We start from the raw sequence: 23759 nt of genomic DNA, 5'->3' as shown, positions 1-23759 counted from the left end.
CGGGGTGCCGTCGGAACGTCGGGGCGCCGTCGTGGCGTCAGACCAGCCTGCGGGCCGTCGCCCACCGCGTCAGCTCGTGCCGGTTCGACAGCTGGAGCTTCCGCAGGACCGCCGACACATGCGACTCGACCGTCTTCACGGAGATGTAGAGCTGCTTGGCGATCTCCTTGTACGCGTAGCCGCGGGCGATGAGGCGCAGGACCTCGCGCTCGCGCTGCGTGAGGCGGTCCAGGTCCTCGTCGACCGGCGCCGCGTCCGTCGACGCGAAGGCGTCCAGGACGAAACCGGCGAGGCGCGGCGAGAACACCGCGTCGCCCTCCTGGACGCGGAAGATCGAGTCGACCAGGTCGGTGCCGGTGATGGTCTTGGTGACATAGCCGCGGGCGCCGCCCCGGATGACGCCGATGACGTCCTCCGCGGCGTCGGAGACGGACAGCGCGAGGAACCGCACCGGGTCCTCCGCGTCCGCCATCAGGGACGCGCAGCGGCGCAGCACCTCGACGCCACCGCCGCCCGGCAGGTGCACGTCGAGGAGCACGACCTCGGGGCGCGCCGCCGTGATCACCGAGACCGCCTGGTCGACGTCGGCGGCCTCGCCGACGACCTCGACACCCGTGCGCTCGGTCTGGCCGATCTCCGCCTGCACGCCCGTGCGGAACATCCGGTGGTCGTCCACCAGGACGACCCGCACGTGCCGCCCGGCGCCGGTCCCCGCGTCCGCGCTCGCCCCGGCGGCCTCCCCGGTCCCGGCGGCCGGGTCCACGGGCCCGGTCGTCCCGGCCGGCTCCGCGGGCCCGCCCGCTTCGGTCGCGTCGCTCATGTCGCCGCCGTCCTCTCCATCTCCAGCTCGACTTCCGTGCCGCCGCCCGGCACCGCGCGCAGCCGCGCCGTGCCGCCGTTCCGCTGCATGCGGCCGATGATCGATTCTCGTACGCCCATGCGGTCGTCCGGCACGGAATCCAGGTCGAATCCCGGGCCGCGGTCCCGGACGGACACGAAGACCGTCTCCCCCTCGACTTCGGCGAAGACCTGCACCGCGCCGCCCTCGCCACCGTACTTGGCGGCGTTCACCATCGCTTCCCGCGCGGCCTGCATCTGTGCCGTCAGGCGGTCGTCGAGCGGGCAGTCGCCGACGACGACCACCTCGATCGGGACGCCGTGCTTGTCCTCGACCTCCGCGGCGCTGCGCCGGACCGCCTCGGCGAGCGTGTCCGGCTCCTCCGCCTCGTCCTTGCCGGTGCCCTCCGGTTTGTACAGCCAGGCGCGCAGGTCGCGCTCCTGGGCGCGGGCGAGGCGGCGCACCTCGCCCGGGCTCTCCGCGTTGCGCTGGATCAGGGTCAGGGTGTGCAGCACCGAGTCGTGGACGTGGGCGGCGACCTCCGCGCGCTCCTGGGCGCGGATGCGCATCAGACGCTCCTCGGAGAGGTCCTGCGTCATCCGCACGAGATAGGGGCCCGCGAGCAGCGCGATGCCGACGAGCACGGCGAGCGCCGCCTGCAGCGCGGCGCCGAGGTCGGAGGCGGAGCCGCGCAGCACGAAGATGCCGGAGACACCGACGCCGACGAGGAGGACACCGGCGCCGGACCGGGCGATCGTCAGGGTGCGCCGCTTGCGGCCGACCTCCATCCAGCGGGCCCGCCGCGCGTTGTCCGCCTGGCGCCAGACGAGGGCGACACCGGCGGCGACGAGCAGCGTCGGCCACAGATACGCCTTCGTGGGGCCGCCGAGGTCGACGCTGCCGACGAAGACCATGGCGACGACGAGCATGGCGAGCAGCGCGAAGATCTGGCCCTTGTCCGGCTTGCGGGCGACGAGTCTTCGGCGGCCGTCCGGCGCCGTCTCCGTCGTCACCACCGCGGGTCTGCCGTCCCCGACGCCGCCGACGCCGAGCGGCACGAAGAACCAGAACGCCGCGTACAGCAGCGCGCCGAGGCCGTTCGCCGTGAACAGGCCGATGAAGATGAGCCGCACCCAGATCACGGGCAGCCCGAGGTGCCCGGCGAGGCCGCGCGCGACTCCGCCGAGCATGCGGCCCTCACCGCTGCGGTAGAGCTTTCGCAGCGGCCGCTCTTCTTCGGTGGTGACAGCTGCGGCTTCCGGCATGTCCACGATGGTCACACGCGGGCGGCGGCGCGGGCATCAGGGTGCATCCCCGAGACTCCCCTGATCTCTGCCGCGGCTGTGCCGGTCCGGCCGGTCAGGGGCGATATCAGGGATCGGCCAGGGTTGTCCCGACTGCCGCGGCCGGGCCGCGGCCGTCACCATGGAGGCATGACAGATCAGCAGCCCGCGCCGGGCCCGCAGGCCCCGTCGCGCGATCCTCTGTCCGCCGCGGCCGACGAGCCGGGCGGGCCGGAGGCCGTGCGCGAGCGCAAGTTCCGCCGCGACCGCAGGCACCGCAAGCTGGGCGGCGTGTGCGCGGGGCTCGGGCGGCACTGCGACATGGACCCGGTGATCTTCCGCATCGGCCTCGTCGTCCTCGCGATAACGAGCGGCCTGGGCCTGGTCTTCTACGGCTTCGCGTGGCTCCTCATTCCGTACGAGAACGAGGAGGAGAACGAGGCGCGCAGGCTGCTGACGGCCCGCGTCGACGGCCACGCGCTGACGGCGGTCCTCTTCGCGCTCGTGGGCTGCGGGGTCTTCCTGACGCTGTTGAGCAACGGCGGGGCGCTGACGTTCGCGGCCGTCCTCGGCCTGCTCCTCGCGGGCGCGGGGTACTGGTCGCGGCAGCGCGGCGCCCCCGACCCGGACCCGGCGGCCGCGCAGGCCGTGGCGGATGCCCCGCCGGAGACCAAGGCCCCGCCTGTCACGGGCGCCCCGTCCTGGTGGCGCGACCCCCTTGTGCGGGACGGCGTGCAGGAGAAGATCCCGCAGTACTTCTGGGGGCCGGACCCGGTCGCGATGGAGTACGACCCGGCCGCGGCGCACGCCACGGCTGCGGAGCGTGCTGCCGCGGCCGAGGCCGCGCGGCGCGGGCCGCGGGGTCCGCGCTGGATCGGCGGCTGGGTGTTCCTCGCCGCCGTCCTCGCGGCGGGCCTCGGCACCACCCTGACCTGGGCGGACCACCCGCTCGGCAGCAGCCTGCAGATCGGTTTCGCCTGTGCGCTCGCCGTGCTCGGCGTCGGCATCGCGATCAGCTCGTTCCTCGGGCGCACGGGTGCGGGATCCCTCGTCCTCGCGGTGATCACCGCCGCCCTCGTCGCGTCCTCGGCGGCCCTGCCGAAGAACATCACGACGGACTGGATACGTACGGACTGGCGCCCGGCCACGGCATCGCAGGTCCGCCCGGCGTACGAGCTGGGCACCGGCGTGGGCACCCTGGACCTGAGCGGGATCGACCTCCGCAAGGACCAGACGCTGACCACACGGGCCGAGGTGGGCGCGGGCCGTCTGAAGGTGATCGTGCCGAAGGACGCCAGGGTCGAGCTCGAGGTGGAGGTGGGGGTCGGGGACATCCAGTTGCCGAGCGACGACCGGCGGGACGTGGACATCGCCCCGGGCAAGGAGCGCAAGGCGACTCTCGACCCGCCCGCGGGAAGCAAGGGCGGCGGCACGGTCGACCTGCGGCTAGAGGTGGGCGTCGGACAGGCGGAGGTGGCACGTGCTGCGTCATGAGTTCCAGCCGGGCAGGCTGGTGGCGGGTTTCTTCCTGACAGCGGCGGGGCTCGTGTACGCGGGCGACGCGGGCGGCCTGTGGGACACGCCCTGGTTCGTGATCATCCCGATCGTGACGGGAGGTCTGTGCCTCGCGGGCGCCGCGGCGACCGTGGCCCATGGCATACGCAAGAACCGCGCGGGCCGCGCGGGTCACGCGGGTCACGCGGGTCACGCGGAGGCGGTCGAGGGCCGGGCACACAGCGCCGGGGCCGGGGCCGGGTCTGGATCCGGGACTGGGTCTGGATCAGAGTCCGGGTCGGGGTCCGGGTCGGGGTCCGGGTCGGGGTCAGGGGCCGGCGAGGTCTAGCCGAGGTGTAGTCCGGTGCCGCGGCGGCGTTCGGTGAGCCAGGCGTCGACGGAGAGGACGGACGCCCCGGCGAGCACCAGGGGCAGCCAGGCCATCAGGTAGGCGAGGTCGTTGCCGAGGTAGTACGGCTCCTCCTGCCAGCTCATGGTCAGCCAGAGGCTGAGCGAGATCAGGGCGCCGCCGAGTGCGGCGACCCGGGCGAACAGGCCGATCAAGGTGCCGATGCCGACGGCCAGTTCACCGAGGGCGATGGCGTAGCCGAAGCCGACGGGGTTCTTCAGGGCCAGGTCGACGAGGTCGGGGATCGCGGAGAGGTCGCGCACGCCCCGCATGGTGTCGCCGATGGACCCGGTGCCGCTCTCCTTCATGAAGGCGCTGTCGGTGAGCTTGTCCAGGCCCGCGTAGACGAAGGTGACGCCGAGGAAGATCCTCAGTGGGAGCAGGGCGTACCGCGTGGCGTTCTCGCGCCAGTCGTCGCGCCTGACATAGCTGGTGTGGCTGTCGGTGCGCATGCCGTGAGCCATCGCTGCCCGCCTCTCCTGTTGAGCCGTCAACTGACCATACGTAGGAGTGGGAGCCGCTGCTCAGTGGCGTGCGGAGGAGATCTCGACGGTTCCCCGGAAACGCGCAGGGTCCGGGGTTCCGGAGCCCTGGCCGGGCGGACAGGGAGCACACAGGAGGGGGAAGGGCATGCGTCCATTCGGGGCGGTGCGGGCTGCCGCACGGGCGGTGGGAGCGGTGGTGCGGCGCGGGGGTCAGTCGGTGACGTCGATCGTGCAGCGGTTGGTCTCGACGCCGGCCGCCGTGACCACCTGGACCTCGACGCGGCCGGGCTCGACGTCGACGGGCACGGGGACGGTCAGGACGGCGTCGGTGGGATTGGTGAAGCCGCCGGCGACGGGGACGAGCGGCACGTGGACGTGGACGGCGCCGATGCGGACGGCCATCCTGGCCAGCCGGTCCGCGCTCTGCGCACCGGGCGGCACGAAGCCCGCGCCGCGGATCTCGATGTCGTCGCCGGTGCGGATCGGCGCGTCCAGATCGCCCGCCTCCCGGCGCCGTACGACGGAGAGGATCACGGGGCGGCCGCCTTCGGCGTACTTGCCCGCGACGTACGTGGCCGCCGACACGAGGACGAGGACGGCGAGGCCCCACGGCAGATCGGGCAGCTGCTCGGGGCGGCGGGCGAGGCGGACGGCGACGAACACCACGGCGACGGTGCTGACCAGGACGTACTGGACGTCGGCGAAGTGGCCGCGGCCCGCGTCGTCGGTGAGCAGGTCGGCGGCGCGCGGCCGGTCGGCGCGGACCTTCTGCAGCCGCTGGCCGAGGACCCGCAGGCCCACCACGCGGCGGACGAGGACGGCGACGGCGCACACGACGGCGAGGACGGTCACCAGGCCTGCCGCGCGGGCGAGTTCGAGGCCGTCGATGAGGTCGTCACGGGCCTCGTGGCCGGAGGCCGCGGCGAGCTCGCAGGCGAGGACGAGCACGGAGAAGACGGTGAAGAGGACCCAGCAGCCTGCCACGGCCCGTGAGGTGGACAGGCGGTTGTCCTCGCCGATGACCGGTGCGAGCACCCCGCCCCGCGCCCGGTGCAGATACGCGGCGCCGGACAGCAGGACGGCGACGGCGAGTGCCGCGAGCAGCCCGGCCGTGCGCGTGTCCGTCCAGCCGGTGCCGACCGCGGTGAGCGCCTGGACGAGCAGCAGCGCCACGACACCGGCCCAGACGGCGGCGAGGGTGTACTTCCAGAGCCGGGCGAGCCAGGCCTCGCCCTCCGCGCGGCCGCGCTCGGCGACGTCCCGCGCGGACTGCGTCAGCTCGTCCGACACCCACTGGCGGGACGCGCCCGCGGAGTGTGCGACCGCCGCGGGCAGCCCACGCCCGGCCGCGAGCTCGTCGCGTTTGGCGAGGAACGCGGCCACGGCGCGCCGGTGTCCCGCGCGTGCTCCGTGCGGGCAGTCGCCGCACGTGCAACCACCCCCGTGCACGTCCTGCCTGGCTTCCTGCACCGCCACCGCGTACGCCGCCTTCCCCGCCCTCGACCGAAGTCGTCATCGAACCCGCGATCGGATCTCCCGTCCGCAACCGGGCCGTGAACTTCCTTGCAACGACTGGGAATTGTGCCGCACGGACGCCTGTGCGTGCTCCCCGGGTCAGGTCAGCAAGGGTGGCCTTGCCGCACGCGTGTTGACGCCGCACGTGGAGCGAGGCCGACGGGTGGAGGCGGGGTCAGGTGAGGAGGTCGGGTTCGCCGCGGCTGATGTCCTGCCACAGGGACTGGTAGTTGATCCAGGCCACGAGGTCGCCGCCGAGCTGTTCACGGGTCTCCACGGCCTGCTCGTGGTCGATGAGGACGGGGCGGCCCGCGGCGCGTGCGGCGAGCTGGACCTGGCAGGAGCGCTCCATGGAGATGAACCACCAGGCGGCGGCGTCGACGGTGCCGCCCACGGTGAGCAGGCCGTGGTTGCGCAGGATCATCGCCTTGTGGGTGTCGAGCGCGGCGGCGATCCGGCGGCCTTCGTCGGCGTCCACGGCGACGCCGGTGTAGGCGCCGTACAGGGCGTGGCTCTCGTAGAAGGCGCAGGACTCCTGGGTGATCGGGTCGAGGAGTTCGCCGAGCGCGGCCAGGGCGCGGCCGTGCAGCGAGTGGCAGTGGGCGACGGCGACGACGTCGGGCCGGGCCCTGTGCACCTGGGCGTGGACGGTGAAGGCGGCCTGGTTGACGTGGTGGCGGCCCTCGACGACCTGTCCGTCCTCGTTCGCGAGGACGAGGTCGCCGACGGTGATGTGCTTGAAGGGCATGCCGAAGGGGTTCACCCAGAAGCAGTCAGGGTGTTCCGGGTCGCGGGCGGTGATGTGGCCGGAGACGCCGTCCTCGTAGCCGAGCCGCCCGAAGATCCGCAGGGCGCCCGCGAGCCGTTCCTTGCGGTGGCGCCGCTCGTCCTCCGGTGTCGCGTGCACCGGGGGCATCGCGAACTGCAACCGCTCGACGGGTATCGGTGTGGGCGCCCGCATAGGTCCTCCGTCCCTCGCTGTCCAGGGCGGAAGGTACCGGCGGGGTGTCCAGGAGAACAGAGGCGTACGGCGATCAAGGGAGAGGAGAAAGGAGACAGGAGGTGTCGGGTATGGGAGGCAGAATCGACGCATGACGTTCTCCTGGGAAGCCTTCGCCACCGCAGAGCCCGATCTCGCCGCGACCGTCGAGAAGCGGTTCGGCTCGTTCACCCACCACGTGCTGGCGACGCTCCGCAAGGACGGGGCGCCGCGGACCACGGGCATCGAGGTCCGTTTTCTGCACGGGGAGCTGTGGCTCGGCATGATGCCGCACTCGCTCAAGGCGCTGGATCTGCGCCGGGACCCGCGCTTCGCGCTGCAGGCGAACCCCGGTTCGGGTACGGAGATGGGGGGTGGGGACGTCCGGATCGCCGGGCGGGCGGTCGAGGTCACGGAGCCGGAGGAGGTCGCGCGGTACGCGGACGAGGTGAACCCGCCGGATCCGTCGGCGTTCCACCTGTTCCGGGTGGAGCTGACGGAGGTCGTGCGGACGTACATCGAGGACGAGCAGTATCTGGCCGTGCAGCTCTGGAAGCCGGGGCAGCCGGTGCGGACGACCAGGCGGACCTGAGGGCGGACGGCAGAACGCCGGTGCCGCCGTCCCGTACGCGGACGGCGGCACCGGCGCTCAGACCTCGGGGAGCGCGGGCGCCCGGCCCGGTCCCCCGGAGGTCACTCCCACTCGATGGTGCCCGGCGGCTTGCTCGTCACGTCGAGGACGACGCGGTTGACGTCGGCGACCTCGTTCGTGATCCGCGTGGAGATCTTCGCGAGGACCTCGTAGGGCAGGCGGGACCAGTCGGCCGTCATGGCGTCTTCGGAGGAGACGGGGCGCAGGACGATCGGGTGGCCGTAGGTGCGGCCGTCGCCCTGGACGCCGACGGAGCGGACGTCGGCGAGCAGCACGACGGGGCACTGCCAGATCTCCCGGTCGAGACCGGCGGCCGTCAGCTCCTCGCGTGCGATGGCGTCGGCCTCGCGCAGCAGGTCGAGGCGGTCCTTGGTGACCTCGCCGACGATGCGGATGCCGAGGCCGGGGCCGGGGAAGGGCTGGCGCTGGACGATCTCGTCGGGCAGGCCGAGCTCCTGGCCGACCATGCGCACCTCGTCCTTGAAGAGCTTGCGCAGCGGCTCGATGAGCTGGAACTCGAGGTCCTCGGGGAGGCCGCCCACGTTGTGGTGGGACTTGATGTTGGCGGTGCCCGTGCCGCCGCCGGACTCGACCACGTCCGGGTAGAGGGTGCCCTGGACCAGGAACTCCACCGGCTGGTCGCCCGGGGCCTCGGCGACGATCTCGGCCTGGGCCTGCTCGAAGACGCGGATGAACTCGCGCCCGATGATCTTCCGCTTCTCCTCGGGGTCGGACACCCCGGCGAGCGCGGACAGGAACCGCTCCTGGGCGTCGACGACCTTCAGCTGGACGCCGGTGGCGGCCACGAAGTCCTTCTCGACCTGCTCGGTCTCGCCCTTGCGCATCAGGCCGTGGTCGACGTACACGCAGGTCAGCTGGGAGCCGATGGCCTTCTGCACCAGCGCGGCGGCCACGGCGGAGTCGACACCGCCGGACAGGCCGCAGATGGCGCGCTTGGTGCCGACCTGGGCGCGGATGGCGGCGATCTGCTCGTCGATGACGTTGCCGGTGGTCCAGTTCGGCTTGAGGCCCGCGCCGCGGTAGAGGAAGTGCTCGAGGACCTGCTGGCCGTGCGTGGAGTGCATGACCTCGGGGTGGTACTGCACGCCGTAGAGCTTCTTCGCATCGTTCTCGAAGGCGGCGACGGGCACGACGTCCGTGGACGCGGTGACGGTGAAGCCCTCGGGGGCGGCGCTGCACGCGTCGCCGTGGGACATCCACACGGACTGCTCGGCCGGGGTGCCCTCGAAGAGCGTCGAGCCGGGCTTGGAGACGGCGAGCGGGGTGCGGCCGTACTCGCGGGCGCCGGTGTTGTCGACGGTGCCGCCGAGGCTGGTGGCCATCAGCTGGAAGCCGTAGCACATGCCGAAGACGGGGACGCCCGCCTCGAACAGGGCGCGGTCCACCGACGGCGCGCTCTCCGCGTACACCGAAGACGGGCCGCCGGAGAGGATGATCGCCGCGGGGTTCTTGGCGAGCATCTCGGAGACCGGCATGGTGCTCGGCACGATCTCGCTGTAGACCCGGGCTTCGCGGACGCGGCGGGCGATGAGCTGGGCGTACTGCGCTCCGAAGTCGACGACCAGGACGGTGTCGGGAGCGGCGGCAGCGGGAGTCGCTGAGGACACGGCGGCGGCCTTCCGGCGTTGAGCGCGCGCAAGGGGTTCGTGAGCGGGGGTTCGCGAGTGGCGTGCGCGCGCGGTTGGAGCTGGGGTTGTTTTGTCGATTCTAACGGGCCCGCGCGTACCGCCTTCGTCGTATCCGACGGAGCCCGGGCGGCCGGGGGCCGCCCGGCGGCATGACTCGGGGCGCCCGAGACCGCCCCGGGCCGCGCCTCGGGCCCGCCCGGCACCAGGGGCACGCCCGCGCCTCGCCCCCCCGGCGTCTCGTGCACGCCCGGCACCTGGGCCACGCCCGGTACCTCGACCACGCCCGGCGCCTTGTGCACGCCCGGCGCCTCACGCCCGCCCATCCCGCACGTCCCGCACGTCCCGCACGTCCCGCACGTCCCGCACGTCTCACCATGCGAGCCGCCCGCACCCCGGATTGACCCGGCGCGCTCGCATGGGGGCATACTGGGGCCGTGAACAAGCACCTCGGCTTCCTCTTTACCTATGGCACCCGGCCCGCCGGCTGCCATGGTCGAGCTGCTTGATCTCCTGACAAGCGACTTCCAGGCGCCCCGGGCCGAAAGGCCCGGGGCGCTCTGTCGTTCCCGGACCCGTCGCCCCGGGGCACCGCCGCCACCCGATTCCAGCGAGGAGCCCCGCCCATGACCGCCAGCACGACGCAGTCCAGGACCACCACGCAGCCGCAGGCCAGCACGCAGTCGCAGGCCGGAACGCCGCAGACCGCCGCCGAGCGGACCGGTGCCCGCACCACCGAGGCCGCCGAGCTGATCGGCGGTGCCCGTGAGCGGATCGACGCACTCGACGACCGGATCATCGGGCTCGTCCAGGAACGGATGGCCGTCTCGGCCGTCATCCAGGAGGCCCGCATCGGCTCGGGCGGGCGGCGCGTGAACCTCTCGCGCGAGATGGAGGTCCTCGGCCACTACAGGGACGCGCTCGGCAAGCCCGGCACCGCGCTCGCGATGACGCTGCTCGAACTGTGCCGCGGCCGCATCTGACCGGGAACCGCTGCGCCACGGACCTGAGTTCGGATCGGCTCTCACCCGTACGGCGCGTGACCGGGTCCGGACGGGCTTCGTTGGTCCCGGTGTCCGTGCCAGCCAGGGGCGGGCCCGAAAGAACCACGCGTGGCTCCGCTGGGGCGATGAGGCGTACGGGTCGTGCGTACGCCGTGGGACCTCGCCCCAGAGACGTGACCGGACGGCAGGGGACAGCAGCCCGGTCACCCAGGGAACGGTCGGCTCCGGGGACGCCCGGGGTCGACCGGCCTAGACCTTTGCCGATCCCCTCGGCAGCCCCTCAAGATCCTTCAGCGATCTCCCAGCGATCTCCCATCAGGCCCTTCGTCGGCTCTCCAGCAGGCCCTTCGCCGATTTTCCGCCATCCCTTCGCCTTGTCTTCGCCGCATGTTCGCCCAGATGTTTCGTCCCAGCACATTTGGATGTAGTCGAAACGGTTGCGCGGGGAAGCGGCCATCCCCCACGATGCCTAGAGGACAGCGGCAGGAGCCGCTTTCCGGAGCACCATTGCCATTGGTCTAAACCAGTCGCGCTCCCCCGGCGCGCCGGATGGACCACCGGCGCGGAGAAACCAGCGGCGTACTCCCCCGGCGCCGCCCTGAAGCATCGACGCTGCCCTGACGTCGGTGCTGACGGCCAAGGGCCCCGCGGATCCGTCCCGCGGGGCCCTTCGCTCTGTGCGCTCGGCGGCTACGTCACTTCACCTTCTTGAGCTGCACGTCAAGGACGGCCGACGGGATCCTCGGCTCGTCGTCCGCCTTGTCCGGACCGGCGATGTCGGGACCGCCCTCGCTCTCCTCGCGGCTCCGCTTGTCGCTCGCCACGCTCTCGGGGTCGTACTGGTTCGACGCGGCGAAGGAGACGAGGGTCGCGCCCTTGCGCACGACGGTGACGGTGTTCCGCTGCAGGAACTCCCCCTCCCGCATGCCCAGTTTGTACGCGACCGCCTCGTCGCCCCGGTCCGGCGCGGGGAGCGTGGCGACACCGCTGAAGTGCAGGCCGGGGGAGCGGAAGGAACCGCACGGCTTCGACTTCGCCGCCGCACGCAGGTCCCGCAGCGCCTTCTTGGCGTCGTCGGCGCCGCCGTACGTGAAGAGCTGGACGTCCGTGGCCGAGGTGTTCGTGGTGCCCTTGCCCGTGACCGTGCGGCCGACGTGGGCCTTCGCGTTCGGCGGGGTCGCGGCGGCCAGCATGTCCCAGAGCGGACGGCAGGCGGACGGCTTCGTCGGGGCGCCGGCCGACACGGCCTCGCCCTTCGTGATCTCCTTGCGGTGCACGTCGTAGCGGTCGAGGTCGCCCTTCGTCAGGGCCGAGGCCGCCAGCTTCCGGGCGGCGGGCGAGTCCTCGTCGGCGCCTCCGCCAGCACCCGCGCCACCCGCACCCGTGCCCGCGCCCGCGTCGCCACCCGGCCCCTTCGGCTTCGCCTGCGACGTCGACGACTTGCCGCCGTCACGGCCGTCGCGACCGGAACCGCCGTCACCGCCGCCGTCGCCCCCGCCACACGCGGCGGTCAGGCCCAAGGTGGCCACGACCGATGCGGCCACCACGACACGCGACACAGCTGACTTCACGTTCCCCCACTTTCACCCTGCGCGCGCCCGTCCCGCGCGACGCGCACGCCTTGCCCGTACTACCCGTACCTGCGGAGTCACCCGCACCCCTTCTACGACTGAAGATCGCCGCCCGCGGTTCCACCGCGAAGGCAACGGACCGGCAAACACGCAGGCGGGCACACAGGCGGGTACGCAGGGCGGGCACACGGGCAGGCGCCGACAGGCGCGCGTGGGCCGCCCGGCCCTACTGCCAGGGCCAGAACCGGTACGGGCTCAGGAGGGCGATCGCCAGGATCATGCAGCCCGCCACGATCACCACGCTGCGCACCTGGCGCCACCGCTCGGACCGCTCGCCGCGCCGCCCGCCCCCGCGCCGCGGGCCCTCGGGCGCCGACCGCCAGTCGTCGGGCCGCCAGGGCGCCGCGGACTCCTCCTTGCGCCGACGGCGCTTGCGCCCGATGGTGCCCTCGGCCTCCTTGCGCGCCGCTTCCTCGTCCAGGCGGCGAAGGCGCTCGGCCACCATGCGCGCCCGCGCGGACGGCTCCTTCGGCGCGGACGCGCGGATGTCCCGCTCGCTGTCCTCGGCGAACCTCCGCCACACCTCGTCGGGTATGGGCGCCTCGTCGTCGGGCTCACGCGGCGACTGCACGGACACTGTGCCCCCACTCTCGATTCCGCTCGGCTCCCGGCCCCGCGTCCACTCCCACCGCCGCGCCGGGCGTCATCTCGCTTGCAAACGGGGGAAGTTCTACGACACCCCGGGGCGGCCGCACAAGCCGAGCCTCCTCAGGTTCTCCAAGTATGTGACCCAAACCACATAAATTTTCCGTGAGTTCGAGTGCAACCATTCACAGGAAACACGGGTCATCCTTGCGTAACTACGGTCACTTCCGCGCGCCCGCGCGGGGGCCTCCAGCTTCGTACCGCGCGCTGAAGCGTGGTGCGCCGGACTCACTGAGGTCTTCATGAAGCTTCGCCGTGCTCTGGCCACCGCGGCCGCGACGGCTGCCATCGCCCCGCTCGCGCTGATGTCGGCTCCGGCCGCCTTCGCGACCGGGGACACCACGACCCCGGGCGCGGCCACGAGCGAGAGCCCGGCGCCCGACGACACGACGAAGCCGGGCACGACGACACCGGGCACGACGACGCCGGACCCGGAGAACCCGGGTGAGAAGCCGGGCGAGGACCCCGCGACCCGGCCCGGCGGCCCCGGCGAGGAGGAGAAGCCCGGGGACGGCACCGGTGAGCAGCCCGGCGACAAGCCCGGCGGCGGCACGGGTGACAAGCCGGGCGACAAGCCCGGTGACAAGCCGGGGGACGGCACCGGTGACAAGCCGGGCGAGAAGCCTGGTGAAGAGCCCGGTGACAAGCCTGGCGACAAGCCCGGCAAGCCGGGTGAGGAAGAGCCGACCGACGAGCCCACCGAGTGCCCGGTCGACGACGACTCCGGCGAGGACGTCGACAGCAAGCTGGAGCTGGAACTCTCCGGCCTGCCCGGCAAGATCACCGCGGGCAGCGGCTGGCACGAGTTCAAGCTGACCGCGGCGAACCCGAGCGACGAGGACCTCGGCGAGGTCAAGTGGCTCGCGGCCGTGGACAACTTCTCCGACAGCGAGCACGAGAAGGACTGGCTGAGCACCTACGCGCAGATCCAGTTCTACGACCCCGGGGCCAAGGGCTGGAAGTCGATCCTGAACGAGGTCGAGGGCGGCCTGTACTTCGGCAAGACCACGCTCGGACCGCAGGAGCAGGTCGAGCTCCAGCTGCGCCTGAAGATCAGCGGCAAGGCCCCGGCGGGCCCGGGCTACGCGCTCGGCCTCGGCGGCTACGTCGACGCGGAGCAGGACTGCACGCACAGCTCCTTCTCGTTCTACGAGTTCGACGTCGTGAAGCGCGGCAGCGGCATCGACTACCCGGGCGAGGCCGTGCCGGTGCCGGGCAGGCCCAAGCCCAGGCCGCAGGGCGGCATCAAGCCGGTGGCCCACGTCAAGCAGTTCAAGAAGAGGGTCACCGAGGTCCCGCCGACCGGCAGCCTCGCCGAGACCGGCTCCAGCTCCATGCTGCCGACCATCGGCATCGTCGGCGGCATCGCCGTGGCGGTGGGCGCGGGCGCCGTGTTCGTGGTGCGCCGCCGGAGCGGCTCGGACGCCGCCGCGTAACGCGCGCTCCGCGCGCCGAAAGCCGCGAAGGACCTGCACTCGGAGGGGGGTGCAGGTCCTTTCGCGTACGCCGTGCGCCTACCCCGTATCTACTGCGTCGACTCCGACGCCGACTGCGCATCCGACGCCGAATCTGTCTCCGAATCCGACGCCGGCTTCTTCGGCGGCACCACCGGTACGCCCAGGAGCGGGAGCCGGAGCGCGCCGAACGCGTCCGCCGGGACCGTCGGCGACTTCGGCTCGACCGCCGCGACGCGCACGTACGCGGCGCCCGGCGCGGGCCGCGGGTCCGCGCCGCCCTTGTTCGGCCAGAACGACATGGCGCGCTCGGCCTGCGCGGTGATCGTCAGGGACGGGTTCACGCCCAGGTTCGCGGAGACCGCGGAGCCGTCGACGACGGAGATGCCGGGGTGCCCGTACAGGCGGTGGTACGGGTCGATGACGCCCGTGGCCGCCGAGTCCCCGATGGGGCAGCCGCCCAGGAAGTGCGCGGTCAGCGGGGTGCCCATGAGCTCGCCGACGTTCGAGCCGGGGAAGCCGTTGATCTCCTGTGCGATGAGGCTCGCGGCGCGGGTGGCCTCGGGGATCTGGTCCGGGTTGGGGGCGCCGTGGCCCTGGCGCGCGGTGAGCAGGCCCTTGCCGAGGCCCTTCTGCTTGCGGTACGTGGTCAGCGAGTTGTCGAGGGTCTGCATGACCAGGCCGATGATGGTCCGCTCCGACCAGCGGCGGTTGGACAGGGAACGCAGGGTGAGCACCGGGTGGCGCGCGGAGTTGGCGAGCCAGCCGACGACGCGCGCCTTGCCGCCCTTGGCGGTGTACGGGACCTGGAGGAGGGTCAGTCCGCCCATCGCGTTGGACTTCTTGCCGTAGCGGACGGGCTCGATGTGGGTGGTGTCGTTCGGGTGGATGGACGACGTGATGGCCACGCCCTTGGTGAAGTCGGCGCGGTCCCCGCCGGTCCTGCCGTGGCGCTTGCGGTAGCGGCGGTCGGTGGTCTGGGCGCCCACCAGGGCCTCGGAGTTGGTGCGGGTCAGCTCGCCGAGCCGGGCCGAGACGCGCGGCAGCAGACCGCTGTCCTTCATGCGGTGCAGCAGGGTCTGGGTGCCGTACGTGCCGGCGGCGAGGACGACGTGGCGGGCCCGGAACGTGCGGCCCCGGCCCTTGCGCTTGTCGTCGGTGGGCAGCGTCCCGACCGCGTAGCCGCCCCGCGAGTCCTCGGTGAGGGCGACCACGGACGTCATCGGGTGGATGACCGCCCCGGCCTTCTCGGCGAGGTAGAGGTAGTTCTCGGTGAGGGTGTTCTTCGCGCCGTGGCGGCAGCCCGTCATGCACTCGCCGCACTCGGTGCAGGCCCTGCGGGCGGGGCCCGCGCCGCCGAAGTACGGATCGGGAACTTCCGTGCCGGGACCGGCCGTTGAATCACCAGCGGCGTCCCGCCCGTCGCCGAAGAAGACGCCGACCGGCGCCATGTGGAAGCTGTCGCCCACTCCCATGGCCTGCGCGGCCGCCTTGAGGTGCACGTCGGAAGGGGTCGTTGTTGGATTGAGCCGCACACCGAGCATGCGCTCGGCCTGCTCGTAGTACGGACGCAGCTCGTCCTGCCAGTCCGTGATGTCCTTCCACTGCGGATCGTTGAAGAACGCCGCAGGCGGTACGTAGAGCGTGTTCGCGTAGTTCAGCGATCCGCCGCCCACGCCCGCGCCCGCCAGAACCATCACGTTGCCGAGCAGATGAATCCGTTGGATGCCGTACAGGCCGAGTGCGGGCGCCCAGAGGTAGTTCTTGATGTCCCAGGAGTTCTTGGGCAGTGTGGCGCGCGTGAAGCGGCGGCCCGCTTCGAGCACGCCGACGCGGTAGCCCTTCTCCGTGAGTCGCAACGCCGATACGGAACCGCCGAAGCCGGATCCTACGACGATGACGTCGTAGTCGTACCCCGCGTTTTCCTCCCTGTCCTCGCTCCGGACAGAGCTCTCCTGTGACATTGGGTCTCCTCTGTGCGAGTTGATCCGCGGGCCGTCTGTAGCCGGGCGCTCAGCGCAGGCGCAGCGCCTTCATCAGCTTCAGGCTCGTCGTCATGAGCGCCGCGTACTTCTCGTCGTCCATGCCGAAGGACGGTGCCAGCGGGATGAGGCGCTGGTGGGCCACGGTCTGGGCCTCGGTGTACTTGAGGATGCCCTCGGAGCCGTGGCGGCGGCCGAGGCCGGAGTCCTTCATGCCGCCCATCGGCGACTGCACGCTGCCGTAGGCGGGCGCGAAGCCCTCGTTGACGTTGACGGTGCCGGTGCGCAGGCGGGCGGCGACGGCGCGGCCACGCTTGCCGTCCTTCGTCCAGACCGAGGAGTTCAGGCCGTACGAGGTGGCGTTGGCGAGCTCCACCGCCTCGTTCTCGTCGGTGAAGCGGTAGACGGAGACGACGGGGCCGAAGGTCTCCTCCGTGCACACGGCCATCGGGGCCTCGACGCCGTCGAGGATGGTCGGCTCGTAGAAGTACGGGCCGATGTCGGGCCGGGCCCTGCCGCCCGCGACGAGCGTGGCGCCCTTGGCGACGGCCTCGTCGACGTGCCGCCGGGTCGTCTCCAGCTGCCGCTCGCCGACGAGGGAGCCCATCTCGGCGCCGTACGCGAGCGAGCGGCCGAGCCGCATGGCCTTCGTCCGCGCCGCGAACCGCTCGACGAACGCGTCCGCGATCGACTCGTGGACGTACAACCGCTCGATGGAGATGCACAGTTGACCCGCGGACGAGAAGCAGGCGCGCACGGCGCCCGCGGCGGCCTTCTCCACGTCGGCGTCGTGCAGCACCAGCATGGCGTTCTTGCCGCCGAGTTCGAGGGAGACGCCGACGAGCCGTGCCGCCGCGCCCGTGGCGACCTCGCGGCCGGTGCGCGTGGAGCCGGTGAACGAGACGTAGTCGGCGCCCTTGACGATCTCGGGGCCGACGACCGGCCCGTCGCCGAGCACGACCTGGAAGGCCTCCGACGGCAGGCCCGCCTCGATGATCAGGTCCCGGGCCCACAGGGCCGTCAGGGCGGTCTCCGTGTCGGGCTTCATCACCAGGGCGTTGCCCGCGACGAGGGCGGGCAGGGCGTCGCCGATGGACAGTTCGAGCGGGTAGTTCCAGGGGGCGATCTGGCCGACGACGCCGCGCGGTTGGCGCAGTTCGGTGACCTTCGTGAGGGTCGGTACGACTCCCGTGTGCCGCTTGGGGTTCAGATACGCGGCGGCGCGGCGGCCGTAGTGGCGGGCCGCGACGGCGACGGCCTGGATCTCCTCGTGCGCGTGCAGCCGCGCCTTGCCGGTCTCCAGCTGGATCAGGTCGAGCGCCTCCGCCTGCCGCTGGAGCAGCAGGTCGTGGAAGCGAAGCAGCACGGCCGCGCGCTGCCGCACGGGGGTGCGCGCCCAGGCTATCTGCGCGGTGCGGGCCCGCTCGAAGGCGGTGGCGACGTCCTCGGGCGTGGACTCGGGCAGGTCGGCCAGCTTCTCGCCGGTGAACGGCGTGTGGTTGGCGGTCCGGCCGGAGCCGATCACCCCGCGGGTGAGCCGGGCGACGAGGTCGGGCGTGACCACGTCGGCGGCGGTGCGCGCGCCACCGGGAGCAGGAGCGATCGGGTTCGTGCCGAGGGGCGCCGCGGGGGCCTGCGAGTCCGTCATGACGGTGAGCGTATGCCTGAGCGGACGCTTTGGGTACCCATGGGTAACGAGGTTTCACCAGGCACGCACATGGCGCCAGCGATCGCTGGCAGCAAAGCGCCTGATCAGGGCATTCTTTGGCCGGTCAGGTCCGTGCCGACCTTGAGTCGGTCGCGTACGCCCTTGAAGAGCGCGGTGCCCTTCCGCTCGTCCGGCGTGCCCTTCGGCATGTCCACGCGGAGCTCGTAGAACTCCAGGTCGTCGGTCACGATCATGAGTTGCATGCAGCGGATCGGGGCGCCGTCGTTGTACGTGGTGTCGGCGAGCGCCGCGTCATAGCCGTGGAAGGACGTCTTCGTGTAGTTCGTCCGGGCCTTGCCGTCGGTGTCGTGCCAGGTCCGCGCCGCCTGCCGCGCCCAGGTCATGGCCGGTGTCGAGCCGCCCTCCGACTTGGTGAGCCGCACGTACACAGGGCTGTTCTCCTCCTCGCTGTACTCGACCAAACGGGTCGCCGTCCGCGCGTGGTCGGCGTCGCTGTCCTCGCGCGCGTACGCCTTGTAGCCCTTCGGCACCGACAGCTCCGCGACCAGCTTCGGCTCCTTGCGGACCGTCCAACCAGCGTCCCGGGACACGGACTTGGGGTCGTCGGGCAGCGCTTCCTCCGGAGAGATGACGCTCTCCTCGCCGGTCGCCACCTCACTGTCCTCGTACGTCATCGGGTCGTCGCGCCCCAGTGACGTGCCGAGCCATACGCCGCCGCCGACCAGGAGTGCGCCTACCAGGGCCGCAGCGATCAGGGCGGGGGTGCGGCGGCGGGGCGCGGCGGCGGCGCCCCCTAGCCCGCCCCTTCCCGAATCTAGGGGGCTCCGCCCCCTAGGACCCCCTTCTTTCCGCGCTGCGCGCTCGTCCTCAAGCGCCGGACGGGCTTTGCCCGCCGCCGCTGCCAGCGCCTCCGCTACCTCCTTCGCGCCCGGCCTGAGTTCGGGATCGCGGGACAGCAACCGGGCGATCAGGGGGGCGAGTTCGCCGGCCTGTTTCGGCTCGGGGGGCTCCGCCGCGAGCACCGCGGCGAGGGTGGACTCAAGTGTCGTACGCCGGAAGGGGGACCAGCCCTCCACGGCCGCGTAGAGGAGTACGCCCAGGGACCACAGGTCGGCCGCGGGGCCCGCCGTGCCGGTGCCCGACATGCGCTCCGGCGCGATGAATTCGAGGGAGCCGACGAACTCGCCGCTGACCGTGAGCGCCTCCTCGCCCTGGATGCGCGCGATGCCGAAGTCCGTGAGCACGACCCGGCCGTGCGGCCCGAGCAGCACGTTCGCGGGCTTCACGTCGCGGTGCACGATGCCCTTGGCGTGCGCGGCCGCGAGCGCGCCGACGAGTGCGAGGCCGACGCGGGCGGCCTCGGCGGGCGGCAGGGCGCCGCGCTTGAGGACCTCGTGCAGGGACTCGCCGCGGATCAGCTCCATGACGATCCACGGCAGTCCGTCCTCGACGACCACGTCGTGGACGGCGACGGCCGCCGGGTGGTCGACCCGCGCCGCCGCCCGCGCCTCGCGCCGGAGCCGGGCGTAGGCGCGCTGGGCGGCCTCGTCGTGCGGATCCCCGGGAAGCCGCGGCTCCTTGACCGCGACCTCCCGGTCGCCCACCAGTTCGTCGACGGCGCGCCACACGGTGCCCCATGCCGCCGGAGCCGATGCGCTCGGCGAGCCGGTAGCGGCCCCCGATCAGGCGCCCTCCGGCCTTGCCGTCGCCGCCCGTCCCCCCGTCAGTCGTCATGGGTCATGAGTACCGTGCGCGGGCGTTCGAGTGCCAGCCGGGTGATCCTCCTGTGACGCGGACCGGTCAGGGCTTGTCGACCTTCAGGCCGTCGATGGTCTTCTTCGCCACCTCGCGGCCGCGCTCGGTGAAGTCACTCTTGAGCGGATAGCTGATCCTCAGCTTGTACATGTCCCCGGACTCGGTCCGGTAGTAGAAGATCCGTGCCTCGCGCGGGTACTCGAGCTCGCCGTCCTTGACCGTGTACGGGATGACGTTCTCGGCGGACTGACGCCCCTTGTACTCGCTCTCCGACGTCTGCACGCGCCCCGCCAGCTGGTCGGGGCCGAACGTGCCGATGTCCCTGCCCTCCTGCAGCTCCTTGGCGTCCTCGTACGCCTCCGCCATCGAGGTGGCCGCGATGGCCTTCAGGTCGTCCTCGGACTTCTTGCTGAGCTCCAGGGTGATGGTGAGCCGACCGCTCATGTCGTCGAACTGGGCCCAGTGCTCCTTGGCCGAGCTTCCGTCGTCGGCGAATCTGCGGTACCCGTCAGGCACGGGCAGCGACGCCCCCAGCGCCTTCTCCTTGCGCGTCGTCCAGCCCTCGTCGTCCGAGCCGCCGAAGGGGTTCACGGCGACCAGGACCCCGGCCGCCACCGCCGCGACCACCACACCCCCGACGACCGCCAGCGCCTTCCGGCTCAGGAACACGCCCTTGCCGCGCGGCGCCGCGTCGCCCGCGACCGTGACGAGCTGGGTGGCCGGCAGCTGCGGGGGCTCGGGCGGCTTGACGGCCTCCTCCAGGAGGGCGCGGACCCGCGCGGCGTTCGGGCGGTGGCCCGGGTCCTTGTGCAGCAGGCCGTTGATGGCGTCCGCGAGCGGGCCCTGCGCCGACGCGGGCGCGGCGGGCGTGGCGTTGAGGACGGACTGGAGCGTCGCGGGCGTGTTGCTGCGCCGGAACGGCGAGACGCCCTCCGTCGCCGCGTACAGGACGACACCCAGCGACCACAGGTCGGAGGCGGGGCCCGGCCGCTGCCCGAGCACCCGCTCCGGGGCGATGAACTCGGGCGAGCCGACGAAGCCGCCGGTGTCCGTCAGATTCGTCTCGCCCTCGATCTGCGCGATGCCGAAGTCGGTGAGGACGACGCGGTCGTACTGGCCGAGCATCACGTTGTCCGGCTTCACGTCGCGGTGCAGGATGCCCGCAGCGTGCGCGGCCTCCAGGGCGCCGAGGACCTCCAGGCCGACGCGGGCCGCCTCGCGCGCGCCGAGCGTGCCTTCGCGCAGGGCCGCGCCGAGCGAGCGGCCCTGCACGAACTCCATGACGATCCACGGCTGGCCGTCCTCCACGACGACGTCGTGGACGTTCACGACCGCCGGGTGGTCGAGGCGCGCCGCGGCGCGCGCCTCGCGGCGCATGCGCTCGAAGGCGTTGGCGCGCTCCCGCTCGGGCAGGTGGTCCGGAACGCGCGGCTCCTTGACGGCGACCTCGCGGTCCACCGTCTCGTCCTTGGCGCGCCACACCGTGCCCATGCCGCCGTGGCCGAGCTTGGAGAGCAGCCGGTAGCGGCCGCCGATCAGCCGGCCCGAGCCTGGCTCGGCCTGCGTGGGCTGCGTGGCGCTCCCGGGCTGCGCGGGCTGCGCCGACGGCGCGGCCGGTGCGGGCTGCGGCGGCTGGGTCTGCTGGTTCGGTACGACCTGCGTCGGCTGGGCGTACGGGTTGGGGTACTGCGCCCCGTCCGGCTGCGGAGGCTGCGGCGGCTGCAGCCCGTAGCTGGTGGTTTCGTTCGGGCCGTACGAGGCTCCCCCGTCGTTACTCATGCCCCCATGAGTACCCTGCGGGGTACCTCTGGTTCCAGCCAGGGTGCCCAGTTGTGACCGGGGTGATGCACGCTCCCGCCTCAGTGTGCGCGGGAAGGGGCCCCGCAGTACTCGGCGTTCAGGACGGGGAAGAGGGTCTCCGCGCCCCAGTCGCTGTTGTAGTTGAACGTGAGCTGGTGGCCGTCCTCCGTGGTGGCGACGAACGTGGTCCAGCCCGGCATGATGCCGTCGTGGTACCAGAGCGTGGTGCCGCAGCTCAGCGTGTACTTCTCGATGCCGAGGCCGTAGGACGCGCCCGGGAAGTAGGGGTTGTCGACGGTCGTCTTCATCTCCTTCAGCTGCTTGGGCGGCAGCAGCTTGCCGCGCAGCAGGGCTCCGTAGAACCGGTTCAGATCGCCCGCGCTGGAGATGATGTCGCTGTTGCCCCAGGCCTGCGAGCCGTTCACCTCGGTGACGTCGTCGATCCGGTCGGGCTGCGCCTTGAAGAGCTTGGAGTAGCCGCGGCCGCTCGGCCGGGGCAGGCGGGTCCGGTTGCCGGGGTTGGACGTCGCCTTGAGCTTCAGGGGCTTGATGATGCGCTTGCGCACCTCCTTCTCGTACGACCTGCCGCCGACCTTCTCGATGATCAGCGCGGCCAGGACGTCGTTGGTGTTGGAGAAGGTGTGCATGGCGCCGGGCTTGAACGCGGGCTCGTGGGAGAGGGCCACCTTGATGCGCTTCTCGGGCGACACGGTGTCGTAGCGGTGCTTGAGGTAGCCGTCGCCCTCGAAGTACGTCGCGGCGAACTCCTTGTCCCCGGCGAAGTCGAACAGGCCGCTGGTGTGGTTGAGGAGCTGCCGCACGGTGATCTCGCGGCCGTCGTTGCCGTTGCCCCGCACCAGGCCGGGCAGATGCTGCTCCACGGTGTCGTCGAGGCTGAGCTTCTTCTCCGCCTCCATCTGGAGGAGGACGGTCGCCACGAAGGTGTTGGTGATGTTGCCGACGCGGAAGCGGTCGTTCTTGCCGCGCGGCGCGCCCGTCCTCAGGTTGCCCACGCCCGATGCGGACTTCCATATTCCGTTTGCGTCCCGCACCTGAGCGGTGATGCCGGGGACGCCGGCCCGCACGGCCTCGTCCATCGCGCGCTGCGTCGCCCGGTGGTCGCCCGCCGCGGCGGCGGTGCCCGGCGACGCCTGGGCGGGCCCCGTGAAGGCGGTGGCCGCCAGCGCGCACGCCGCCAGGCCGACCACGCCGGCTCTCGAGCTCTTCCGCATCGTCATTCCCCGTTTCTGGACATCGCCGTTTCTGGACATCGTCGTTTCCAGGAGTCAGCGCTCCCGGAAGCCGTCGTTTCCGGAAGTCATCTGCACTTGGCCATATGCCTACTTGTGCGCTCCGTGGGCGGCAGCGTAGGTCACCCGTGTCGCGTGTGGGGCGTTTGGGCAGCAAAAGCGCGGACAACGGCAGAGAGCGCGATGTCCCGTTCAACGGGACCGGCCCGACGGCGGGCCGCGAGGCGGAGCGGTGCCGCCTCGCGGCCCCGGATGGCGTCACATGGCATCACATGACGCCGAGTGGCGCCGCTTGGCGTCATCCAGCGTCACCCGGCGCCATCCGGTGTCATCGGACCGCGCCCCGTGCCAGTCCAGCGCCATTCCGGGCCCCAAAAGCGCCCGGACAGGTGTGGCACCACCGTGGCCCGGGCAACCTCCTCCGCATTTCCGCAGGTGGGGCGGGTGCTCCCGGCCCCATCTCCCCGGAGGTGCCATTCCGACTTGCGCATGGCGCCATCGTGCTGCCATGATGACGTCATGGACCTCACCCCGTACGTCGACACTCTCCGCCGAGAACTGGCGGTGGCCGCTGAAGCCGGCGGGGAAGACGCTCGCGAGATGGTCGAGCGGCTCATCGCTCCCCTGGAGTCGGCGACCCGCCTGACCATGCTGAACGTGCTCTCGGCCGCGATGGACGAGATCACCCGCGAGCTCGCCCCCGGCTCCGTCGACATACGGCTGCGCGGGCTCGACCCGGACTTCGTGGTGACACCGCCGCCCACCAACGGCAGCGCACCCGCGGAGCCCGCCGCGCCCGTCGAACCGTTCACGGCTCCGCTCCCCGCCGACGGCGACGAGGGCGGCACCGCGCGCGTCAACCTGCGCCTTCCGGCCCACCTCAAGGCCCGCGCCGAGGAGGCCGCGAGCCGCGAGGGCCTGTCGGTCAACGCCTGGCTGGTCCGCGCCGTGTCGGCCGCGGTCAACGGCGGGACGAGGCCGCAGACAACAGGAAGGACCCAGACCGTCGGACAAGCCATGACGGGCTGGGTGCGCTGACCGCACTCCCCGCCCGCACCACGTCACCCGCACCACCGCATCCACACCACGTCCCACCAGCGGGGACGCACCGAAGACCCAAGGGGACGAGACCGCCATGCCTTCCTTCGACACTCCCGAACCGATCGTGGCCACGGGCCGCGTGGAGGCCGGTGCCATCCGCTTCAGCGCGAGTGACCGCGCCGACACCGTGGTCGAGGTGCGTCCCCGCGACCCCAAGCGCGACCAGG

The 23759-nt window shown here is 72.2% G+C and carries 17 protein-coding genes and 2 pseudogenes; 6 read left to right on the top strand and 13 right to left on the bottom strand.

Going from position 1 to position 23759, the window contains the following annotated elements:
• Positions 1-37: 37 nt before the first annotated feature.
• Complete coding sequence (locus ACFWZ5_RS24750) at positions 38-820, bottom strand: LuxR C-terminal-related transcriptional regulator (protein WP_384795912.1); 783 nt, start codon at positions 818-820, stop codon at positions 38-40.
• Positions 817-2103, bottom strand: a complete 1287-nt coding sequence (locus tag ACFWZ5_RS24745; RefSeq protein WP_384795910.1) for a PspC domain-containing protein — start codon at positions 2101-2103, stop codon at positions 817-819. The genes ACFWZ5_RS24750 and ACFWZ5_RS24745 overlap by 4 nt, the downstream gene beginning before the upstream one ends.
• 168 nt (positions 2104-2271) lie before the next feature.
• Here ACFWZ5_RS24745 and ACFWZ5_RS24740 point away from each other — a divergent pair, with 168 nt between their 5' ends.
• Together ACFWZ5_RS24740 and ACFWZ5_RS24735 are read left to right on the top strand one after the other, a co-directional pair.
• Positions 2272-3615 carry a PspC domain-containing protein gene (locus tag ACFWZ5_RS24740; RefSeq protein ID WP_384795908.1) on the top strand — a complete coding sequence of 448 codons (1344 nt, stop codon included), beginning with the start codon at positions 2272-2274 and terminating at the stop codon, positions 3613-3615.
• Positions 3602-3802 (top strand): annotated as a pseudogene (locus ACFWZ5_RS24735) (hypothetical protein); the annotation flags it as partial. The gene ACFWZ5_RS24740 and the pseudogene ACFWZ5_RS24735, both read left to right, overlap by 14 nt.
• 158 nt (positions 3803-3960) lie before the next feature.
• On the opposite strand, the gene ACFWZ5_RS24730 reads toward ACFWZ5_RS24735, so the two are convergent.
• The 3 genes from ACFWZ5_RS24730 to ACFWZ5_RS24720 all read right to left on the bottom strand — a co-directional run bounded on the left by ACFWZ5_RS24730 (position 3961) and on the right by ACFWZ5_RS24720 (position 6985).
• Positions 3961-4488: a DoxX family protein gene (locus ACFWZ5_RS24730; protein ID WP_384795906.1), complete on the bottom strand. Its 528-nt coding sequence runs from the start codon at positions 4486-4488 to the stop codon at positions 3961-3963.
• Between the two features lie 231 nt (positions 4489-4719).
• Complete coding sequence (locus ACFWZ5_RS24725; protein WP_384795904.1) at positions 4720-5985, bottom strand: hypothetical protein; 1266 nt, start codon at positions 5983-5985, stop codon at positions 4720-4722.
• Positions 5986-6199: 214 nt separating this feature from the next.
• The gene (locus ACFWZ5_RS24720; protein WP_384795902.1) at positions 6200-6985 is read right to left on the bottom strand and encodes a class II aldolase/adducin family protein; all 786 of its coding nucleotides are present in this window, start codon (positions 6983-6985) and stop codon (positions 6200-6202) included.
• A gap of 130 nt (positions 6986-7115) precedes the next feature.
• Between ACFWZ5_RS24720 and ACFWZ5_RS24715 the strand changes: the two genes are divergently transcribed.
• The gene (locus tag ACFWZ5_RS24715) at positions 7116-7595 is read left to right on the top strand and encodes a pyridoxamine 5'-phosphate oxidase family protein (RefSeq protein ID WP_384795900.1); all 480 of its coding nucleotides are present in this window, start codon (positions 7116-7118) and stop codon (positions 7593-7595) included.
• Between the two features lie 101 nt (positions 7596-7696).
• Here the strand turns inward: ACFWZ5_RS24715 and guaA are convergent, their stop codons facing one another.
• Positions 7697-9283, bottom strand: a complete 1587-nt coding sequence (gene guaA, locus ACFWZ5_RS24710; protein ID WP_384789453.1) for a glutamine-hydrolyzing GMP synthase — start codon at positions 9281-9283, stop codon at positions 7697-7699.
• Positions 9284-9927: 644 nt separating this feature from the next.
• Between guaA and ACFWZ5_RS24705 the strand changes: the two genes are divergently transcribed.
• Positions 9928-10284, top strand: a complete 357-nt coding sequence (locus ACFWZ5_RS24705; RefSeq protein WP_384789456.1) for a chorismate mutase — start codon at positions 9928-9930, stop codon at positions 10282-10284.
• A gap of 716 nt (positions 10285-11000) precedes the next feature.
• On the opposite strand, the gene ACFWZ5_RS24700 is transcribed toward ACFWZ5_RS24705, so the two are convergent.
• Complete coding sequence (locus ACFWZ5_RS24700; protein WP_384789459.1) at positions 11001-11876, bottom strand: hypothetical protein; 876 nt, start codon at positions 11874-11876, stop codon at positions 11001-11003.
• 226 nt (positions 11877-12102) lie between these two features.
• The gene (locus ACFWZ5_RS24695; RefSeq protein WP_384789461.1) at positions 12103-12507 is read right to left on the bottom strand and encodes a hypothetical protein; all 405 of its coding nucleotides are present in this window, start codon (positions 12505-12507) and stop codon (positions 12103-12105) included.
• 316 nt (positions 12508-12823) lie between these two features.
• Here ACFWZ5_RS24695 and ACFWZ5_RS24690 point away from each other — a divergent pair, with 316 nt between their 5' ends.
• Positions 12824-14017, top strand: coding sequence for an LAETG motif-containing sortase-dependent surface protein (locus ACFWZ5_RS24690; RefSeq protein WP_384789464.1), 1194 nt, complete (start codon positions 12824-12826; stop codon positions 14015-14017).
• An 89-nt stretch (positions 14018-14106) separates the two neighbouring features.
• Here ACFWZ5_RS24690 and ACFWZ5_RS24685 read toward each other — a convergent pair whose 3' ends face one another.
• The 5 genes and pseudogenes from ACFWZ5_RS24685 to ACFWZ5_RS24665 all read right to left on the bottom strand — a co-directional run bounded on the left by ACFWZ5_RS24685 (position 14107) and on the right by ACFWZ5_RS24665 (position 22479).
• Positions 14107-15999 carry a GMC family oxidoreductase N-terminal domain-containing protein gene (locus ACFWZ5_RS24685; protein ID WP_384789467.1) on the bottom strand — a complete coding sequence of 631 codons (1893 nt, stop codon included), beginning with the start codon at positions 15997-15999 and terminating at the stop codon, positions 14107-14109.
• Between the two features lie 49 nt (positions 16000-16048).
• The gene (locus ACFWZ5_RS24680) at positions 16049-17665 is read right to left on the bottom strand and encodes a succinic semialdehyde dehydrogenase (protein ID WP_384789470.1); all 1617 of its coding nucleotides are present in this window, start codon (positions 17663-17665) and stop codon (positions 16049-16051) included.
• Positions 17666-17769: 104 nt separating this feature from the next.
• A pseudogene (locus ACFWZ5_RS24675) lies at positions 17770-19420 on the bottom strand (serine/threonine-protein kinase).
• A gap of 66 nt (positions 19421-19486) precedes the next feature.
• Positions 19487-21220 carry a serine/threonine-protein kinase gene (locus ACFWZ5_RS24670; RefSeq protein ID WP_384789473.1) on the bottom strand — a complete coding sequence of 578 codons (1734 nt, stop codon included), beginning with the start codon at positions 21218-21220 and terminating at the stop codon, positions 19487-19489.
• Between the two features lie 80 nt (positions 21221-21300).
• Positions 21301-22479, bottom strand: a complete 1179-nt coding sequence (locus ACFWZ5_RS24665; protein WP_384789476.1) for a serine hydrolase domain-containing protein — start codon at positions 22477-22479, stop codon at positions 21301-21303.
• 531 nt (positions 22480-23010) lie between these two features.
• Here ACFWZ5_RS24665 and ACFWZ5_RS24660 point away from each other — a divergent pair.
• Entirely contained in the window at positions 23011-23529 is a 519-nt protein-coding gene (locus tag ACFWZ5_RS24660) for a hypothetical protein (protein ID WP_384789479.1), read from the top strand.
• Positions 23530-23759: the final 230 nt, after the last annotated feature.

Origin of the sequence: Streptomyces sp. NPDC059003, assembly GCF_042740445.1 — a bacterium.
Lineage (GTDB): Bacteria > Actinomycetota > Actinomycetes > Streptomycetales > Streptomycetaceae > Streptomyces.
This window is presented reverse-complemented; position numbering and strand designations above follow the sequence as displayed.